Source organism: Microcoleus sp. B3-A4, from assembly GCF_036705385.1.
In the GTDB taxonomy this organism is placed as follows: Bacteria; Cyanobacteriota; Cyanobacteriia; order Cyanobacteriales; family Microcoleaceae; genus Microcoleus.
On record NZ_JAUBUI010000051.1, the window covers coordinates 11,558 to 30,088 of the forward strand.

11 protein-coding genes are annotated in these 18,531 nt (G+C 46.4%); 7 read left to right on the forward strand and 4 right to left on the reverse strand.

The window, feature by feature from the left end; genetic code table 11:
• Positions 1 to 189: 189 nt before the first annotated feature.
• From QUB33_RS19295 to QUB33_RS19305, 3 genes are all read right to left on the reverse strand, one after another.
• Positions 190 to 5,586 carry an AAA family ATPase gene (locus QUB33_RS19295; RefSeq protein ID WP_333352744.1) on the reverse strand — a complete coding sequence of 1,799 codons (5,397 nt, stop codon included), beginning with the start codon at positions 5,584 to 5,586 and terminating at the stop codon, positions 190 to 192.
• Positions 5,587 to 5,755: 169 nt separating this feature from the next.
• Positions 5,756 to 7,258, reverse strand: a complete 1,503-nt coding sequence (locus QUB33_RS19300) for a UDP-N-acetylmuramoyl-L-alanyl-D-glutamate--2,6-diaminopimelate ligase (protein WP_333352748.1) — start codon at positions 7,256 to 7,258, stop codon at positions 5,756 to 5,758.
• 199 nt (positions 7,259 to 7,457) lie between these two features.
• Positions 7,458 to 7,763, reverse strand: coding sequence for a glutaredoxin family protein (locus tag QUB33_RS19305; protein WP_190740993.1), 306 nt, complete (start codon positions 7,761 to 7,763; stop codon positions 7,458 to 7,460).
• A 350-nt stretch (positions 7,764 to 8,113) separates the two neighbouring features.
• Between QUB33_RS19305 and QUB33_RS19310 the strand changes: the two genes are divergently transcribed.
• The 3 genes from QUB33_RS19310 to QUB33_RS19320 all read left to right on the forward strand — a co-directional run bounded on the left by QUB33_RS19310 (position 8,114) and on the right by QUB33_RS19320 (position 11,405).
• The gene (locus QUB33_RS19310) at positions 8,114 to 9,391 is read left to right on the forward strand and encodes an ATP-dependent DNA ligase (protein ID WP_333352751.1); all 1,278 of its coding nucleotides are present in this window, start codon (positions 8,114 to 8,116) and stop codon (positions 9,389 to 9,391) included.
• 89 nt (positions 9,392 to 9,480) lie between these two features.
• Positions 9,481 to 10,056, forward strand: a complete 576-nt coding sequence (locus tag QUB33_RS19315; RefSeq protein ID WP_333352754.1) for a Uma2 family endonuclease — start codon at positions 9,481 to 9,483, stop codon at positions 10,054 to 10,056.
• A 107-nt stretch (positions 10,057 to 10,163) separates the two neighbouring features.
• Positions 10,164 to 11,405, forward strand: a complete 1,242-nt coding sequence (locus QUB33_RS19320; RefSeq protein ID WP_333352757.1) for an exonuclease SbcCD subunit D — start codon at positions 10,164 to 10,166, stop codon at positions 11,403 to 11,405.
• Between the two features lie 84 nt (positions 11,406 to 11,489).
• Here the strand turns inward: QUB33_RS19320 and fmt are convergent, their stop codons facing one another.
• Entirely contained in the window at positions 11,490 to 12,488 is a 999-nt protein-coding gene (fmt, locus tag QUB33_RS19325; RefSeq protein WP_333352760.1) for a methionyl-tRNA formyltransferase, read from the reverse strand.
• A gap of 421 nt (positions 12,489 to 12,909) precedes the next feature.
• On the opposite strand from fmt, the gene QUB33_RS19330 reads away from it, so the two are divergent.
• The 4 genes from QUB33_RS19330 (at position 12,910) to QUB33_RS19345 (ending at position 18,338) form a co-directional block, all read left to right on the forward strand.
• Entirely contained in the window at positions 12,910 to 13,116 is a 207-nt protein-coding gene (locus QUB33_RS19330) for a hypothetical protein (protein ID WP_333352765.1), read from the forward strand.
• Positions 13,117 to 13,200: 84 nt separating this feature from the next.
• On the forward strand, positions 13,201 to 13,860 hold the full coding sequence (locus tag QUB33_RS19335; RefSeq protein ID WP_333352768.1) for a hypothetical protein: 660 nt from the start codon (positions 13,201 to 13,203) through the stop codon (positions 13,858 to 13,860).
• 65 nt (positions 13,861 to 13,925) lie between these two features.
• On the forward strand, positions 13,926 to 15,266 hold the full coding sequence (locus QUB33_RS19340; RefSeq protein WP_333352771.1) for an ABC transporter substrate-binding protein: 1,341 nt from the start codon (positions 13,926 to 13,928) through the stop codon (positions 15,264 to 15,266).
• A gap of 558 nt (positions 15,267 to 15,824) precedes the next feature.
• Positions 15,825 to 18,338: an MASE1 domain-containing protein gene (locus QUB33_RS19345; RefSeq protein WP_333352774.1), complete on the forward strand. Its 2,514-nt coding sequence runs from the start codon at positions 15,825 to 15,827 to the stop codon at positions 18,336 to 18,338.
• Positions 18,339 to 18,531: the final 193 nt, after the last annotated feature.

Here is an 18,531-nt window from a genome sequence, read left to right on the forward strand (position 1 = left end):
ACAGTCAACAGTGAACAGTGAACTGGAATTTACTATTCCGATGCTAACGGATTTGATATCAGTTGTCGGTTGTCCTATCAATTCCGGTTGCATCGGAATAATTTAACCGCAGAGGACGCAGAGAACGCAGAGGAAGAGAAGAGAGAGATTAATAATATCGGTCAACAACGGACAACTGATAACTAATTCTTAATCAATTAAAATCTCAATGACAAATTCCGTTCCTTCTCCCGGTGCCGAAAAACAACTCAGTTTGCCGCCGTGTTTTTCTTCTACAATTTGACGCGCGATCGCCAGACCCAACCCAGTCCCTTTGCCCACGTCTTTAGTGGTAAATAGATGGTCGAAGATACGATTTTTCACCTCTTCTGACATTCCTTTGCCGTTATCGGCGATGGAAATTTTTACTTTTTCACTTTCTACTTTTGTCTGAATAGTGATGTGATTGGGATGGGCTTGAATTTCGGCAAAACTTCGTCCTTGATTCGATTCTTCTAAGGCATCGATCGCATTCGCCAGCAGATTCATAAATACTTGGTTTAATTGTCCCAAATAACATTTGACTTTGGGAATATTGCCGTACTCTTTAATGATTTCAATTTCAGGATGCTTGTCGCTAGCTTTCAGGCGATGCCGTAAAATCATTAAAGTGCTATTGATCCCTTCATGGATATTTGCCTCAACTTTATTTGCCGTATCGGCGCGAGAGAAAGTGCGGAGAGAGGTGCTGATGTTTTTGATGCGCTCGCACCCTATTTTCATGGAACTCAACATCTTGGGTAAATCTTCTACTAGATAATCTAAATCTATTTCCTCTGCTTTCTCAATCAATTCTGCTTCCGGTTGAGGAAACTTTTTTTGATAAAGGCGCAAATAATCAATTAAATCTTGGACTCCAGCATTAGCTTCATTAAGGTTCCCCGCAATAAAACCAACGGGGTTGTTTATTTCATGGGCAACCCCTGCCACAAGATTACCTAATGCTGACATCTTTTCACTTTGGATCATTTGCATCTGAGTTTGCTGAAGTTCATTCAAAGTCTGCTGCACTTGGTGATAGAGGCGGGCATTCTCTAGAGCAATCGCCGCTTGACTAGAGAGAAAATTCAGCACTAGGAGGCGCTCGCGACTAAACACCCCACTGGTTATCCGATTTTCTAGATACAAAATGCCGACCAGATTCCCCTGATTTAGAATTGGCAAACCCAGCAAACTTTCTGGTTGGTGGTGCTCTAAATAATCGTCAATCACAGGCAGATCGGTTTTGAGGCGATCGATGACAACTGCTGCTAGGGTGTTTTTGACATACTGGATTAATTTAACGGGAACGGTGGGATTGTTCTCTAGGGGTTCCGTTTGCAGGCTAATGTGTTCCCCGGTAGCGATCGCCCGCACTTGCCATTGTCGATCTTGGCAGAGCATCAGTGCACAGCGATCGGCTCCCGAGTTTTGTAACATGGTTTGGGTCACAATTTGCAGCAACTCATCCAGGTCGATCGTGCTGGAGATGACTTGGGAGATTTGCAGCAAAGTAGAAAAATCTAGAGTCTGGTTGATGGAGGTGTTGGAGGTACTGTGGTGGGTACTCGAATGAAAAGAGTAAGTAGGATTGCTGAGTGTGGATAGGGTTTCTAAAATAGTGAGGGGTTGGGCTGCCTGTAGTAAGATGGGGCGCAGCAGATCGGGATAACGTTTTTCTAGGTCATCGGTTTTGGCTTTTGCTCCCCAGCGGGCGTAGCAGTAGTAAGCTTGCTGCATATAAACCTGAGCGACTTTTTCTTTGCCCCAGTCGAGGTAGAATTTAGCGCAGAGTTCGTTGGCTAAGGCTTCTTCTTGCAGGTATTCGTTGTCTTTGGCGAGGGAGATGGCGCGATCGTAGTATTCCATTGCCTGCGCTAGCTTGTTCAAGATGCGGTAGCGTTCTGCTTCGATTAGACACCACTTATGTTGATTATTCATCGGGGCATAGTCCGCCCATTGTTTCATCTTTTTCTGGTTGCCAGCCACTCGCTTTAAACGATCGCGCCGTTCAGACTCGCTAGCCTGTTGGAATTCTGCTAAACAAGTCAATGAATCATAAAAATAGAAAACAACTAAACCGGGCGATCCAATTCCTCCGTCCTCATACTGTCTAGCTTGTTTAAGGGTTTGGCGAGCCTGGGCAAAGTCGGCAAACAAATATCTGAGCGTGGCTTGGTTTGTGTAAGCGAAAAACAGTCCCGTCTTGTCGCTGCTAGCCTGCTGTTGGGCCTCCCTCTGGCTCAGGCAATAAACCTCACCCTCTAGCGCCGCTGCCTCTGCCTCCCCCAATAAATTGAGTGCTGTTTGATGGAAAATTTTGCAGTAAAGCTCACCCTTTTCTTGGTTGATTTTGGCAATAGATTCAGTATAAAATTCTAGCTTTTGACTCACTTCAGACAAATTATGTCCGGCATAGTAAGAGTTCGCACACCAGATCAGTCCCGCCCAAGCCGCATATTCTGTATCGCCTGTTTCTAGTCCGGTTTGATAGCTTTCTACAAGTGGATCGAGCGTATCTTTGAGGTGGTTTTTCCAATGGAATACAAAATAGTAAATGATGAAAACTACCCTGGATTTAATTTCTTTGGCATCAAATTTATCCAAGAGCTTGAGAGCTAATTCACCAAACTGGTAGCCGGTTTGAATATCTCGCACCACACCACACAAAATTAGCCCATACCAGGCATAGGTGAAAGCAGCCACACTGGTATTGCCATACTTCACAAACAAATTCACCTGGCGAAATACCAGCAGCGGCAGCAAATCTGGGGCGGCAATGTAGGCTGCTGAGAGGGTTTTTGCCAAAATTTGCGTCACCGCCATTTTATCTGGGGCGGTCATCGCCGGTTGGTTTTCTAGGGTTTGGGTAGACTTGCCGAGTAGGGCAATTTTAGTTTCGGCTAGACCCAGCAAAACCTGTGGTGTTGTGGGCTGGGCTGGAAACTTGATGCCTAGCTGTTCGACTATCGACAGAGCCGTTTTGAGCGCGTCTAGGAGCTGCCCCTGCACAATCAACGCCTGAATTTTAATTTCATAGACAGTGACTTGTTCCAGGAGCGATCGCGTCTGAGCCACGACTCGATCGATCGTCTGCTGCATTTGCTCAAAATCCCCGGCCAAATAAGCGGCTAGAGCAAGCTGGTTGGCGATTTCTAAGCTAAGCGAGTATTGACTTTGCCAAGCATCGGAGTTTAATAGCTGCTGGCTTGTGAGCAAATAGTCTACTGCTGCCCGATAGGCTGTTGAGGCGTTAGCTTTTTGACCGGCCTGCAAATTTAGCCGTGCAATCGTCTCTCGCTCACTCGATTCAATCAGCTTCAGCCCATTGTTAAGCTGGTTGACGATCGCAAAAAGTTGCTCGTCGTCTCCTGTTGCCGTATTTGCCAGCAGCAGTCTGCCAATTTGCAGGTGAACGCTTTGTTTTTGTGATTCGGGAATCAACGAATAAGCAGCTTGCTGGATGCGATCGTGTAAAAATTTATAGGGAACTTCAATATGACGATAACGATTTGTCTCGCCTGAGTCGTTAGATTGGAAAAATTTGTAAGTTTCACTAATAGGCAAAATCAACGCTTCTTGTAATGCTTTCCATAAAGCCACTGCTGTTTCTATTTCTGACTGTTCAGAGACGATCGCCAAAGTCGCCAAATCAAATTGATTGCCAATACAAGCCGCTAACTTGAGAACATCTTGCGTCTCTTCGGGCAATTTTTGCAACTGCAGCGCCATAAACTCAACGATATCATCCGTCAGTGCTAATGATTTTACTTTGGCAATGTCGCAGTGCCAATTGCCCCCATCCCAGTCAAACTGAATCAGCCCATCATGGTGCAGCATTTTCAGAAATTGCGCGCTAAAAAATGGATTGCCTTTGGTTTTTTGATAAATTAGTTGAGTTAATGGTAGCGCGATTTCTGGCGCACAGCTAAGCGTATCGGCAACGAGTTGATTTAAACTCGTTTCACTCAGCGCGGCTAATGTAATCGTGTTGATTGCAGCTTGTGCTTTCCCAATCTCCTCTAGCGCCAACATCAAAGGATGAGCGGCAGAAACTTCATTGTCGCGATAAGCTCCAATTAATAATAGATATCGACCGTCTGACTCGCTCATCAACAACTGCATCAATTTCAAGGATGCCGAATCAGCCCACTGCAAATCATCGAGGAAAATTACTAAGGGATGTTCTTTTGTGGTGAATACTTGCAGGAATTTTTGAAATAGTAAATTAAAGCGGTTCTGTGCCGCAGTCCCAGACAGTTCTGTTGCGGGTGGCTGTTGAGAGATAATTTGCTCTAGTTCAGGAATTACCTCAATAATTACTTGCGCGCTGTCACCCAGTGGGGCTAAAATTTTAGTTTTCCAAATTGCTAAATTAGCGTCGCTTTCACTCAGCAATTGCCCCATCAATTCTCGAAATGCTTGCACAAAAGCTGAAAAGGGAATATTGCGATTAAATTGGTCAAATTTGCCTTTGATGAAGTAGCCGCGCTGGCGGACAATTGGTTTGTGAACTTCGTTAACAATGGCAGTTTTGCCAATGCCGGAAAAACCCGCCACCAGCATTAACTCGCGCTTTCCCTCGTTCCCAGGAAGAGTCTCGGAACCAGAGATGCGATCGAACGCTGCTAATAATTGGGCAACTTCGGTTTCTCTGCCGTAGAGTTTCTCTGGTATGATGAACCGATCGCACACATCCCGCCGCGCGATCGCAAAACTTTTTATTCTACCACTTTCTTTTAGTTGACGCAAACAAAATTCTAAATCAAATTTCAGCCCCAAAGCACTCTGATAACGGTCTTCGGCATTCTTCGCCATCAATTTCATCACGATGTCGCAGAGAACTTGGGGAATTTCCACCCTTTTTTTTTCGCCAAGCAGCGGCGGTTGTTTGGCAATATGAGAGTGTACCAATTCCATCGGATCGTTAGATTGAAACGGCAACTCTCCCGTCAGCAACTCGTAAAAGGTGACACCGAGAGAGTAAAAATCCGTCCGGTAGTCAATCCCGCGATTCATCCTTCCCGTTTGTTCGGGAGACAAATACCCTAGTGTCCCTTCTAGCACGTTGGGACTCATCAGAGTTTGAGTTTCTCGCGGCAGCAAAGATGCAATACTAAAGTCAATGAGCTTGATTTGTTTAGTCTCAGGATTTATTAAAATATTGGCGGGTTTAATGTCTTTGTGAATGATGCGGTGGCGGTAAAGTATATCTAATGTATTGCTTAGGTCGATCGCAATGTGGAAAAAATCAACCAGAGATTGCACGGTTTTTCCTTTCCCCGTCCATTCCTTCAGAGAAATTCCCCCGAAGTCTTCCACAATCAGCGCATAGCCGTTGCGGTAGGGTTCCAAGCTGTAGGTTTGGATGATTCCGGGCAAATTTAGGTTTTTGGCGATCGTGTATTGATTGCGAAAATGCAAGAGTTCGCTGAAGCTGGGATACTCGTTCCGCAAGACTTTGATGACGACAGGTTTTTGCTCGCATAGGCGAGTTCCGCGATAAACTAGAGTGCGAGTGCCTGAGTAAATTTGATCGAGAATTTCATACCCAGTTAGTTCTATCATAGCAATAATTATTTTTTTATAAAAATATTTGATCTTACTATTATAATCTAGTGCAAATCAGATTATACCTTCGTATTAATACTTAAAAATACAATAAATTTCGCAGCCAGGGAACAGCTAACCGTTAACGGTTAACCGAATTCAGTTAACCGTTAACAGTTAACCGAATTCAGTTAACCGAATTCATTCTGGCTTTCAAGGCATCTCGCGCTTGTTCTCGATCGTCAAAATGGACTTTTTCGGTGCCCAAAATTTGATAATCTTCGTGTCCTTTCCCTGCAATCAGTACGCCATCTCCGGGTTTAGCGTCCATAATAGCAGTGCGAATTGCAGCGGCTCGATCGCACATCACGATCGGCTTTACTGCGGCGGGAATTCCTGCTAAAACATCCTCCAAAATGCGATCGGGATTTTCAGTGCGCGGATTGTCGGAAGTAACAACAGTTAAATCGGCTAATTCTGCAACGATTTTACCCATGATTGGGCGCTTAGTGCGATCGCGATCGCCACCGCAGCCAAACACGCAAATCATCTGACCCGGAATAAACGGCCGCGACGCCTTCAACAAGTTCTCCAAACTGTCGGGAGTGTGCGCGTAATCGACAATGACGCTAATATCTTGTTCCGGGCTAATTTGCACCCGTTCCATCCGTCCCGGTACTCCCGAAAACTGAGATAATTTCTCCACAATCGTAGACAAATCTAAACCCAATTCTAAAACAGCACCGACAGCCGCCAACATATTTGATAAGTTGAACTGACCGACTAAAGGCAAAGAAAAAGCTGTTTCTCCCTTCGGTGTGTGCAGCATTCCCTTAACTCCATTGGGCTGATATTCTAAATCATCAGCATACAAATCTGCGGTTTTCTCGCTAGTGCTGTAACTCCAAACTTTTTTAGAGTTAAGGGTTTCAACTATCCGCCGTCCGTAGGGGTCGTCAATATTAACTACCGCTAGATTTGCGAGGTAATCCGAACCAAATAAAAGCGATTTTGCCTCAAAATAATCCTCCATATCGCGGTGATAATCGAGATGGTCTTGAGTCAAGTTGGTAAACACAGCAACTTCAAAACTACAGCCCAAAACTCGCTGCTGCGCTAAAGCGTGGGAACTGACTTCCATCACTCCGTGTTTGCATCCGGCTGCTACAGCTTCTGCTAATTGCTTTTGCAGGTCAACCGCAAAAGGTGTGGTGTAAAGTGCAGTTTGTTGGAACCCCGGCCAGCGAGTATAAAGCGTACCGAAAATCGCCGTCGGCAACTGCATTTCATTGAGCAAAAATTCAATTAAATGAGTGGTTGTAGTTTTGCCGTTAGTCCCGGTAACGCCGACAAGTTTTAAATGGCTAGCTGGATTGCCATAAAATGCGGCTGCTACTTGACCGCAAACTTGAGTCATATCGGCTGCTGCGATGACGCAACTACCCCCGTCTTCGGAAGGTGTTTTCTCGGCTGCTTTGGTGGAAATTATGGCGGCAATTGCACCGCTTGCGATCGCACTTTGCCAAAAATCTCCCCCATCAACCCGAGTTCCCGGCATTCCCAAAAATAAATCGCCCGCCTGACAAGCGTGGGAATTAGTCGATAAACCCTTGACTTCGGCATCGAGGGCGGGATGTTTGGCGTCAAAGGAAATGCTGGGAACTGCTGCTAATAATTCTCTCAATTTCATCTGAAAAACTCCTCGTTGGAATGTCTTGAATATGACTGGCGGAACACATTGTTTGAGCCACTATCTACAGGTTTTTGCTGTGCGCGGTGCAAACCCTAAGTTTTTTTTATTCCCGGTGTAAAACCTCTCGGCCTAGAGTAAGCTGCACACCGAGCATCCCGATGTCAGGATTAAAACCTGAGTTTTTGGGTAAATCGTATTATTGTGACGGATCGATTTGCAAATATTTCTGTAACATTTGCTCCAATTGGGCGACACTACAGCGGGGAGAAGGACGGGGTAACAGTTCTTCAGGGGAGAATGCAGCCTCGCCAGCAGAATTTCTTGCCTGGGGCTGCACTTTAAACAAAACTGGAACTTCGTACTGATAAGCTTGAAACCAGTCATCGCGTTCGGTAATATCTCTGACTTCGAGTTGAAACTTCAGGCTTTCAATCTGTTCGAGTTTTTCTTGCAACCCTTCGCACAAGTGGCATCCGGGTTTGCTGTACAAAATCAATCGCATCATAACAGTAAGATTAAACTCAATCTTAAATTCTCAAACCTGCGATCGCCAGTGGGCGAACTCAACGCGAGTAAGACGCAACTCACGGCTTTATTGCTCGCAATGCGCGATCGAAGTTATCTTAGCATTGGCAGCGAACCGATTACCGCGCTTGACAATCAAAACACTACAACCCATCTCTCTCTTTCTTCTCTTCCTCTGTGCCCTCTGCGCCTCTGCAGTTAAAAAATAAATCTAGTTCACAAATGAAAGAGTTAAATTTATTCACACCACCTAATTGTCAAACAAAACTTGACTAATAAATCAATGTTTAGTATAGTATATAAATAGCCCTACATAAAGGAGGCAGTATGGACTGCACCGAATACGCAGAAGCCAAGCGAAAAGCAGCTAAAAAAATTAGCGCCGACATTCGAGAACGCTGGAACAATCGCATCGTGACGCGAGGATTGCACTTGATGGGAGAAGCGGGGGCAGTGCAGTATTTGGCTGATTACGGGCGCGGCATCGGTACGGCAAAAGTTATTGGTTTTGCACTGTGCGCCGAGTCGGAAGGATACCCGGAAATCGCGATCGGCTTTTGGAAAAGAGCGTTTGAATTGGAAACCGGAGAAAAGCCGATCGCCCTGAATCCTCCAAACAAATCTACCGCCGATCTCACTCCTGCTAAAGAATCAACTTCCACCCCAAAAACAGAAACTGTCTACAATCCGATTGTTCCCGAATTACCACCGCATTTGCAGCCGGGAAGGATTGTCACGATGCAGCCAGTGGACGCGCCGAGTGAACGTTCTTACTATATCGAAAATCCCGATTATTGGGGGCAGCCAAAACGCGACGGCAATCGAGTAGTGGTCATTGCGACGCCAGATAAAGTATACTACCAATCGCGATCGACTAACCTGCGGCAACAGGCATCGGTTGAGATCGATCGCACATTAATCGACACAGCCGCTAAAATTGGCATCTTTGTTTTAGACGGGGAACTGTATTACAAAAGCTGTACGGGCAGCGAACACCGCACGGGCGCACAAGCTGCTACAGTTAATATTGAAAGCGGTTTTCCGACTACTCAGCCTAGCGCAATTTATGCCATTTTTAAAAGTTTGTTTTTCAAAAGCAATGATTTAACTCCCGTGGCCGAATCCGAACGAATTGCAGCGGGAGTTGAAGTTGGAGAAATGCTGGCGAATTTATCCCCAGCCTTTGAAGTTGTACCGACATTTCGCACCACAGCCGAAAAACTCGTCCTGGCAAATCAGCAGGAAGCTGAAAACAGAGAAGGAGAAGTTTGGGTGTTGCACAACTGCCAGTATGTCGGCGGCAAAGATTTTAAGAAACATCTGATGGTGAGGACTAAATACTGTCAAGAGCACGATTTGTTTATTGTGGGTTTGACGGCGACAAAAGTGGCGGGGCGGCCGTTTAGCGCCGTCAAAGTAGCGCAAGAAATTGATGGCAAATTAGTCCCAGTAGGAAGCGTGGGAACCGGGTTTAGCGGGGAGGAAATGCAGGAAATTGCCCGACTCTACGAGGCTAACCCTAAAAGTGTCAAAATTAAAGTGCGAGCGCAGGGTTTGACGGAAAGTGGCAAATTATGGCACGCACGGTTTCTGGAGTTTTGTTAAATTTGTAGGGAAACGGCAGTGCCGTTTCCTTCCCCAAATATGTAAGTTTTACCACATAGTATCAGATAAAATCACCGGAGTAAAAATCAATGATTATCAGCAAAAACAATTTCTACATTTCTCCAGAAGAGTACCTAGAAGGCGAGCGAGTTAGCCCGATAAAACACGAATACAGACGCGGACACGTTTATGCAATGACAGGGGCAAAAAAGCCTCATATTATTATTGGTAGTAATTTAGTTCGGCTGCTGGGCAATCATCTTCTGAATACGCCATGCTTAGTTTTATCATCAGATATAAAAGTCCGACTGGAAGAGGCAAATTGCTATTACTATCCTGATGTAGCGGTGACTTGCGACGAAAGGGATACTTCAACTACTGAAGATTTCATTTTATATCCATCTTTAGTAGTTGAGGTATTGTCGCCCTCAACAGCAGCTTTCGACAGAGGCGATAAATTTGCCGATTACCAAACTTCTCCGAGTTTGCAAGAATACGTGTTAATCACTCAATCCGAAATCAAAATTGAATGTTTTAGACTCAATGCTGAGGGAAATTGGGTTTCTCAGACTTACGGACAAGGAGATAGAGTAGAATTTGTTAGTGCGAATTTTAGTTGTGCAATTAGCGAAATTTATCAAAAAGTCCCCGGCATCATATTGTGATGTATGAAAAAAAAATCTTTGGTTCGCAGTCAGGAATGCAAATCCTTCTTCTGAGGACTGAAGTCCTCACTAGGAACCGAAACGATAGCTAACAAAGAGAAAAAACAATGATTAAAATCTTACACCTTTCAGACATTCACATGGGCAGCGGCTTTTCTCACGGCCGCGTTAATCCAGAAACCGGTTTAAATACGCGGCTGGAAGACTTCGCGGCGACGCTGAGCAAATGTATGGATAGAGCAATTTCTGAACCCGTAGATTTAGTCATATTCGGGGGTGATGCTTTCCCGGATTCGACGCCTCCACCTTTTGTCAAAGAGGCTTTTGCTCGCCAATTTAGCCGCTTGGTTGACGCCCAAATTCCGACTGTTTTGCTGGTAGGAAATCACGACCAACATTCCCAGGGACAAGGCGGCGCGAGTTTGGGAATTTATCGGACTTTGGGGATACCTAAGTTTATTGTAGGCGATCGCCTGGACACTCACCTGATTCAAACCCGCAGCGGGCCAGTACAGGTGGTAACATTACCTTGGTTGACTCGATCGACCTTAATGACACGTTCCGAGACTGAAAGCCTGTCTATGGGCGATGTTAACCAATTATTAACCGAAAAACTGACGATCGCAATGGAAGGCGAAATCCGCCGCCTCAACCCCGACATACCAACCGTACTTTTAGCGCACTTAATGGCAGATAAAGCCAGCTTGGGCGCCGAACGTTTTTTAGCAGTTGGCAAAGGTTTTAACATTCCCGTTTCCATGCTAACTCGCCCTTGTTTTGATTATGTTGCTCTGGGCCACGTTCACAAACACCAAAATCTCAATGCTTCCAACAATCCGCCCGTAATTTATCCCGGAAGTATCGAACGAGTTGATTTTAGCGAAGAGAAAGAAGATAAAGGTTTTGTGTTAGTTAATTTGGAACGGGGAAAAGCTGAGTGGGAATTTTGCACTTTGCCAGTGCGGGTGTTTCAGACTATTAAAGTGAATGTTTCCGAATCTGAAAACCCGCAAGCAGAGTTAGTTAAAGCTATTGGCAAGAAAGAGATACAAGACGCGGTGGTGAGATTGATTTACCAATTGCGATCGGAACAATTAGATTTAATCGACAACGCTGAATTGCACACACTTCTGGGCGAAGCGCACAGCTACACAATTCAACCTGAATTAGTCAGTCAGCTAGCGAGGCCGCGGTTGCCAGAATTGAATGCTAATAATAGCATAGAACCGTTAGAAGCTTTGAAAACTTATCTGGCAAGCCGCGAAGATTTGAAAGATGTTGCTGAGAGTATGTTAGAAGCGGCGCAGGGTTTGTTGGGCGGCGCCGAGGAAGTTTTGGTCGAATTTTAGGTCAACTGGCCCGCATCTAATTACAGGATGATTTTGCTTCCAAATATGGTCGGGTGGGTATCCTGCTCGCCCTAAACATACAATTTAACCCCCAAAAATCTCGCCCGCCGCCAACCGAGTTCCATTCGCAAAATCCACCCCCGACTGCACCTTTTTCCCCGCCAACTGCACCTCCCGCAACAATAATAAACCATCACCGGTTTGGACGATCGCCCCCAACCCCTTCACAACCTTAACTACTTCCCCATTTGCGCCCGATAACTGGGACAAAACAGGCCATTCGCGTTCCAAAACTCTCAAATCCGCTGGCATTTGCAGCCAATATTCCGGCCCGACGGGCACAGTAGCTATCACCTTCAAAGAATTGCCGCGAAAAGTCGTCGTGCAATCCGGGAAAAAGCCCCTAACTTGATTGTGAAGGGCGATCGCGCTTTTCGACCAATCCAGCACATAATCCGCACTCTTAATCATCGGCGCGTAAGTCGCCTCCGCATCATCTTGAACAACAGCTTCAATTTTGTCGTCCCTCAATTTTACCAAAGTTTCTATCAACAAATCCGCCCCAACTTCCGCCAACCTATCCGCCAAAGAATCAGCATTATCCAACAGCGAAATACCAGCAAAAGCCTTCAATAGCATCGCGCCAGTATCCATGCCAGCATCCATCAGCATAGTAGTAATTCCTGTTGTCTTTTCCCCGTCAAAAAGACAGCGCTGAATCGGCGCCGCACCGCGATACTTCGGCAAAATTGAACCGTGAACGTTAACGCAAGCCAAACTAGGAATATCCAGAATTTCTTGAGAAAGAATTTGGCCGTAAGCCACCACCACAAACACATCCGCCTCCGCTTCTCGCAACTTAGCAAGCGTTTCCGTATCCTTCTTAATTCGGCGCGGCTGCCAAACCGGGAGACTGTGATTTAAAGCCACATCTTTTACAGGTGAAGGCATCAATTGATTCCCTCTTCCCCGACGTTTATCCGGCTGAGTCACCACACCCACAACCTCGAATTCTGGGTGGCTTAGCAAACTGGATAAAGTAGGAACAGCAAAATCGGGAGTGCCAAAAAAGACAATTTTCATAGATTGTTCGTTATTAGTAAGTAGTCCTCAGTCATTACTCATTAGTCATCAAGTAGGTAATGGCAAAAAACCATAGTATATTATAGAGACTACTCAGGGCGTAGCAACTATGATACAAGCAAGTTTATGAGTATTTTCACCCCCCGGACTCATGTAATGTTTATTTGTCAGCTCAAATAATAGTAGTTTGCTCCTAGATTATACACTTCGAGAAGAGTTCCGACTTGTGCGATCGGCAAAACAAATCTCGCTTTATACTCAGGTGCAGCCCGACTCAAACGCTCAAAAGCAATGGGTTTGATAGACGCAACAACATTTGCCTCCCTTCTTCCCAAGTTAACTATAACTGTTCTACACTAAGAATTATCATCTAATCTACCTTTGTCACTGCTAATCTCAATCTTATCATATTTCCTCGAACATGGAAAAAGCGTCAAATCTCCTGCTTAAACTCAGCCGCAGCTTATTTGCCGACACCGCCGAACAAGAAAATTTTATTCATGCCGTCACCAATCCCCAAGCTTTTAATCCTGCTATCTTGTGGGTGCAACCCACACCTACAGAAAGCCCATTTGATATCGAAATTCCAGTTGCTTGGCAACCAGAATTTGTAGATAGACTAGCCTGAGAATCACAGCCGGGAAAACATTCCTTACATCAAGCAGGACATTACTACTCTCTCGACTTTTCCTCAATCTTCGCCGCCTCCACATTGTTAACAATACGCCAGCCAATCAAACTAATCTTAGATATGTGCGCCGCCCCCGGAGGAAAAAGTATATTTTCCTGGAAAACATTAAACCCAGAATTGCTGTTGTGCAACGAAGCCATAGGCAAACGCATGGGAATGCTTATCTCTAATTTAAAACGCTGCCAAATTCAACCATCCGCCGCCGCCAACGTCGATTCAAAAATACTTGCCGAAAAGATGCCACAAACGGCTAATTTAGTAATAGTAGATGCTCCTTGTACTGGTCAATCACTCTTAGCAAAAGGAGACAAAGCACCCGGCTGCTTTCATCATGTCACCATCAACAGCAATGCCAACCGCCAAAAAATAATTTTAGCCAATTCTGCTAAAATTATAGCGCCGCAAGGTTATCTTGCATACATGACCTGCACTTATTCAACCGCAGAAAATGAACAAGTCAGCGAATGGCTGTTAAGCAAATTCCCCGAATTTGGGCAAGTCACTGTTCCTCATTTGGAAAAATATCGATCGCACCTGACAGAAATTCCTTGCTATCGGATGTGGCCGCAAGATAGACTAGGAGCAGGAGCTTTCACTGTTTTGTTTCAAAACACCTCGGATGGAGAGAGAAATCAGCTACCAGCAGATTTTCTAGATTTAGCTCGTTTTACCAACATCTAACTATCCGCGTCCATCCGCGTGCATCGGCGGTAAAAAAAATATTCTTCCATTAATCCAACTAACAAATGATTTTTTCCCAATTATCCAAAGCAATTAAAAGACCGCTCAACATAGCCGTCGGCATTTTAATTACCTTAAATCTGCTCATATTAAGCGGCTGTCAAAACAGCACAACCCCAGCATCAAAAAACGGCGAACCGATCGAACTCACACTGTGGCACGGCATCAATCCTCCGCCAAATCGCGACGTATTTCAAACCCTCACCGACAAATTCAACAAAACCCATCCCAACATCCAGATCAAACCAGTTTACATCGGCCAGCCCGACCAACAACTGCCAAAAATACTAACAGCAATAGTAGGAAATGCACCGCCGGATTTGCTTTGGAATGCTGCTACCATTTCAGGAAAACTAGCAGAACTCAACGCAATTGAACCCTTAGAAAACTGGCTCGACAAATCGCCCCGGAAAGCCGAAATCTACCCGGCACTCTTCGAGTCAATGGAACTCGGCGGACACACTTGGTCAGTTCCCCTAGGCACAAACAACGTCGCCATCTTTTACCGTCCCAGCTTATTTGCAGCAGCAGGAATCAAAAAAGTGCCGCAGAACTGGGCGCAATTAAAGCAAACAGCCCGATCGCTCACGCGAGACACCAACGGAGACGGCCGCACAGACCAACACGGCATAGTGCTCCCCCTAGGCAAGGGAGAATGGACAGTATTTACCTGGCTGCCATTCATGTTCAGCGCAGGCGGCGAACTCAAAGGCGACATACCTCAAAGTCCTGTACCCCAAATAGATAATCCCGGTTCTCACGCCGCCTTGGAATTGTGGAGGGACTTGTTAAAAGAAGGTTCAGCAGTATTGTCAGCGCCAGAACGCGGTTACGAACTCGACAACTTCATCGCCGGGAAAGTCGCCATGCAAATCACCGGGCCCTGGACGCTAGCACAGTTGCAGCAAAGCGCGATTGACTACGCAGCAATGCCTTTACCGCTCCTCAAACGCCCCGCAGCCGTCGTAGGGGGTGAAAACCTATTTTTAATGAAAACCTCGCCAGAACGAGAGCGAGCAGCCCTCGTATTCTTAGAATACGTTATAGGTGAAGAATTCCAAACAGCATGGGCATTGGGAACAGGTTACTTGCCCATTAACTTAAAATCGAGACAGAGCCAAGCTTATCAAAGCTTTGTGGAAAAAAACCCTGTTTTGCGAGTATTTTTAGAACAAATGAACTCAGCCAGAGCGCGACCCATTATATCAGGTTACTCCCGCCTGTCAGAAAACCTCGGTCGCGCCATAGAGGCAACCCTTCTGGGCCGCAACCCCCAAGACGCCCTTAAAGAATCTCAAGAGCGTTTGACACTAACCTTAGATATTGCAGCAGCCAAAGAGAAATAGACAATAAAAAATATTTTTTTGCTGTTAATTATCAGCTTTCACTGTATTCGACCGAAAGACTTGAAGCCTCGATTAATGAAAAATCTAGTGAAAATCACTCCCGCCTCCACTTATAATCAGACACCGTGTTTCTGGTTCCCGACTTACATAAAAGCAGAGATTTTACGTTGCTGTTATTGGTATTTTAGGTATTTTAAGTATTATTGAGCACGGTGCAAAATGTTATGGTGAATTGCGTTGCGATCGCCCGACACAAAAAGACACCCGCTGTCGCTAGGTAATAAATTTTTAACAAAAATAAAAAATTTATAAACCAATTGCTTAGCCATTAGAGATATATTTACAAAAAAGCAATACTCCCGAAATTCATGGGCAGATTTGATCGAACAAAAAAAACCGCTCCCTCAACGGCACCACAAAAAGTAAGCTCAAAAGCTTCTCCCACTACCTACCACCCATGACCTACCATCACCTAATAGAAACATTTTCTCTACCCTGTGCCTGTCCCGTGCCATCTACTGAGTTCCCAACAACCGTCCACCTTTTCCCCAAACGACAATGCAGACAAAGTTCCTTAACGCAATCAAAGGACATTCCTGGCGGTACTTCCTCGCAGTAGGCGCGATCGCCCTGGTCTACTATTGGGCGTCGCAATTCGCAATTTCCACCCTCACCCTCAGTTCAGAAATTTACCCGATGTGGCCAGCAGCAGGAATTGCCCAAGTCGCCCTGCTGCTGTTTGGGCGGCAAATGTGGCCGGGAATCGCGCTCGGAGGCTTCCTTTTCAGCATGAGCGTACCGTCGGCCAACATCGGCGCGGCATTGATCTCGGCAGCCGCCAGAACCCTGCAAGCGTGGACGGGAACTTATCTACTCCAGCGCATTAACTTTAGCGCCGGGCTCGATCGGCTCAAAGACGTTTTAGGAATAGTCGGACTAGCAGCCTTGGGATCTACCTTGATCAACTCCACCATCGGCAGCATCGTCGTATGCCTGACCGGTTTATCTAGCTGGAGCAATTTTGGCACGATTTGGGGGACTTGGTGGGTGGGAGACGCTATGGGAATTGTGCTCGTCGCCCCGCTGCTGCTGACGTGGCAACAATTGCCCAGAGTCCCCAACCATCGTAGAAAGATAGCTGAACGAGCGATTTGGCTGCTGCTGCTACTAGCAGTCGGCTGGCTCGTCTTCTGCTCCCGCACCCGCGCCGCCTACGCCCGCTATCCCCTCGAATACTTACCATTTCCCCTAGTAGTTTGGGCTGCCTTTCGATTCGGCCAGCGCTACACGGCCCTCTCCAACTTCATCCTCTGCGGCTTCGCCATCTGGGGCATAGCCCGACGCAGCGGCCCCTTCCTCAAACACGCCAGCAGTATGCCCCAAGCACTGTTATCCCTGCAAGCCTTCATCGCCGTCATCGCCGTCACCGGCTTAGTCTTAGCCGCCACCGTCGCCGAACGCCACCAAGCAGAAGCTTCCCTGCGCGCCAGCGAAGCCAGCCTTGCCAACGCCCAGCGCATCGCCCAACTAGGCAACTGGGACTTAGACCGCAACACCCAGCAATTGCGGTGGTCAGAGGAAATTTATCGCATCCTGGGACAGCGGCCGGGAACTTTTGAACCCAGCCTGGAAGCCTTCTTGGAATACGTACACCCTGAAGACAGAGAATTAGTCAAAACCTCGATCGAAGCCGCTTTATTTCAGCAACAGCCTTACAGCATCGACTACAGGCTCATACTGCCCGACGGTAGCAACCGCACAGTCTACGAACAAGCCGCCGTCAACTCCCTATACATCAGCAGCACCGTCCAAGACATCACAGACAGAAAGCAAGCCGAAGCCGCCCTGCGTTCTTCAGAAGAAAGATTTTCCAAGGCCTTTCACGCCTCCCCAGTCGGGATTAGCATCTGCACCCTCACAGACGGGTGCTTCCTCGATGCCAACGAAAGCTTTTTGCGCTCATTAGGCTGGCTGCGACACGAATTTATCGGCCGCACTCCCAGCGACTTAGGAATGTTTGTCAATTCAGAAGATGGGGGGCGGCTCGCCCAGATTTTGCAATCACAAAATTCGATCAGCAACCAAGAAATCAAAATTCGCACCAAAGCCGGCGAAGTGCGCGACTGGCTGATGTCAGTGGAACTCATCCACCTCGGGAGCACTGAGTGCGTTTTAATCATGACAACCGACATCACCGAACGCTTGCGTTCCGAAGAATTCCGCCGGGCCGCAGTAGCCGCCGAAGCTGCAAATAGATCCAAAAGCATTTTTCTCGCCAACATGAGTCACGAACTCAGAACCCCCCTCAACGCCATCATCGGCTACAGCGAGCTCCTGCAAGAAGACGCCCGAGACCTCGGTGCCGAAGAATTCATTGACGACCTCCAGAGAATTAACACGGCCGGCCAGCACCTACTAGCGCTGATTAAAGATATTCTCGACTTGACCAAAATTGAAGCAGGCCGCATCGACTTCCACCTCGAAACCTTCACCATTTCAACTTTGGTTGAGGAAGTAGTTGCCACCATCGGGCCGATGGCAGACAAAAATAGCAATATCCTAGAAATACAATGCCCCAAGGATATTGGATCGATGCACACCGACGTGACTAAACTCCGGCAGTCTTTGCTCAACCTCCTCAGCAATGCCGCGAAATTTACTTGCTCCGGCGCGATTACCTTCGCCGTTACCCGATCCGTCGAAACCCGCGCCGACGCTGCAAAGAAAGCCACAAGACTTGGAGCGTATAGAGGAGGTGGCCAAGCTGAAAATAGCTTGTCTCTGTTATCTTCCGGTCAAGATTGGATCTTTTTTACGGTCAAAGATACCGGCATTGGCATGAGTCCCGAACAGTTAGCCAGAATCTTTGAGCCTTTCACCCAAGCCGATTCCTCAACTACTAAGAAGTATGGCGGCACTGGTTTGGGGCTGACGATTACTAAGAAATTCTGCGAAATGATGGGCGGAGACATTACTGCATTCAGCGAGGTGGGCAAAGGTTCTACTTTTACCATTCGGCTGCCAGCTATTTTCAGCGACCTTTCGATCTCAACCGAAAAATCTGACGAATAATATTTTTTTGACAGTTATTTTCGATGCCTGCAAATTTTATTTGCCTCCGCCAGTTGCTGAGTATTTCGCTAGCAGTTAGGGATATTTTGCAGATAATTTATCACACTATCAAGTCAGTCTTTTTCCTAGGTTTTTCTAATATAGAGGTAGAAGATTAGGTCGGGTTAGATAACCATAATTAATTTATGCGTAA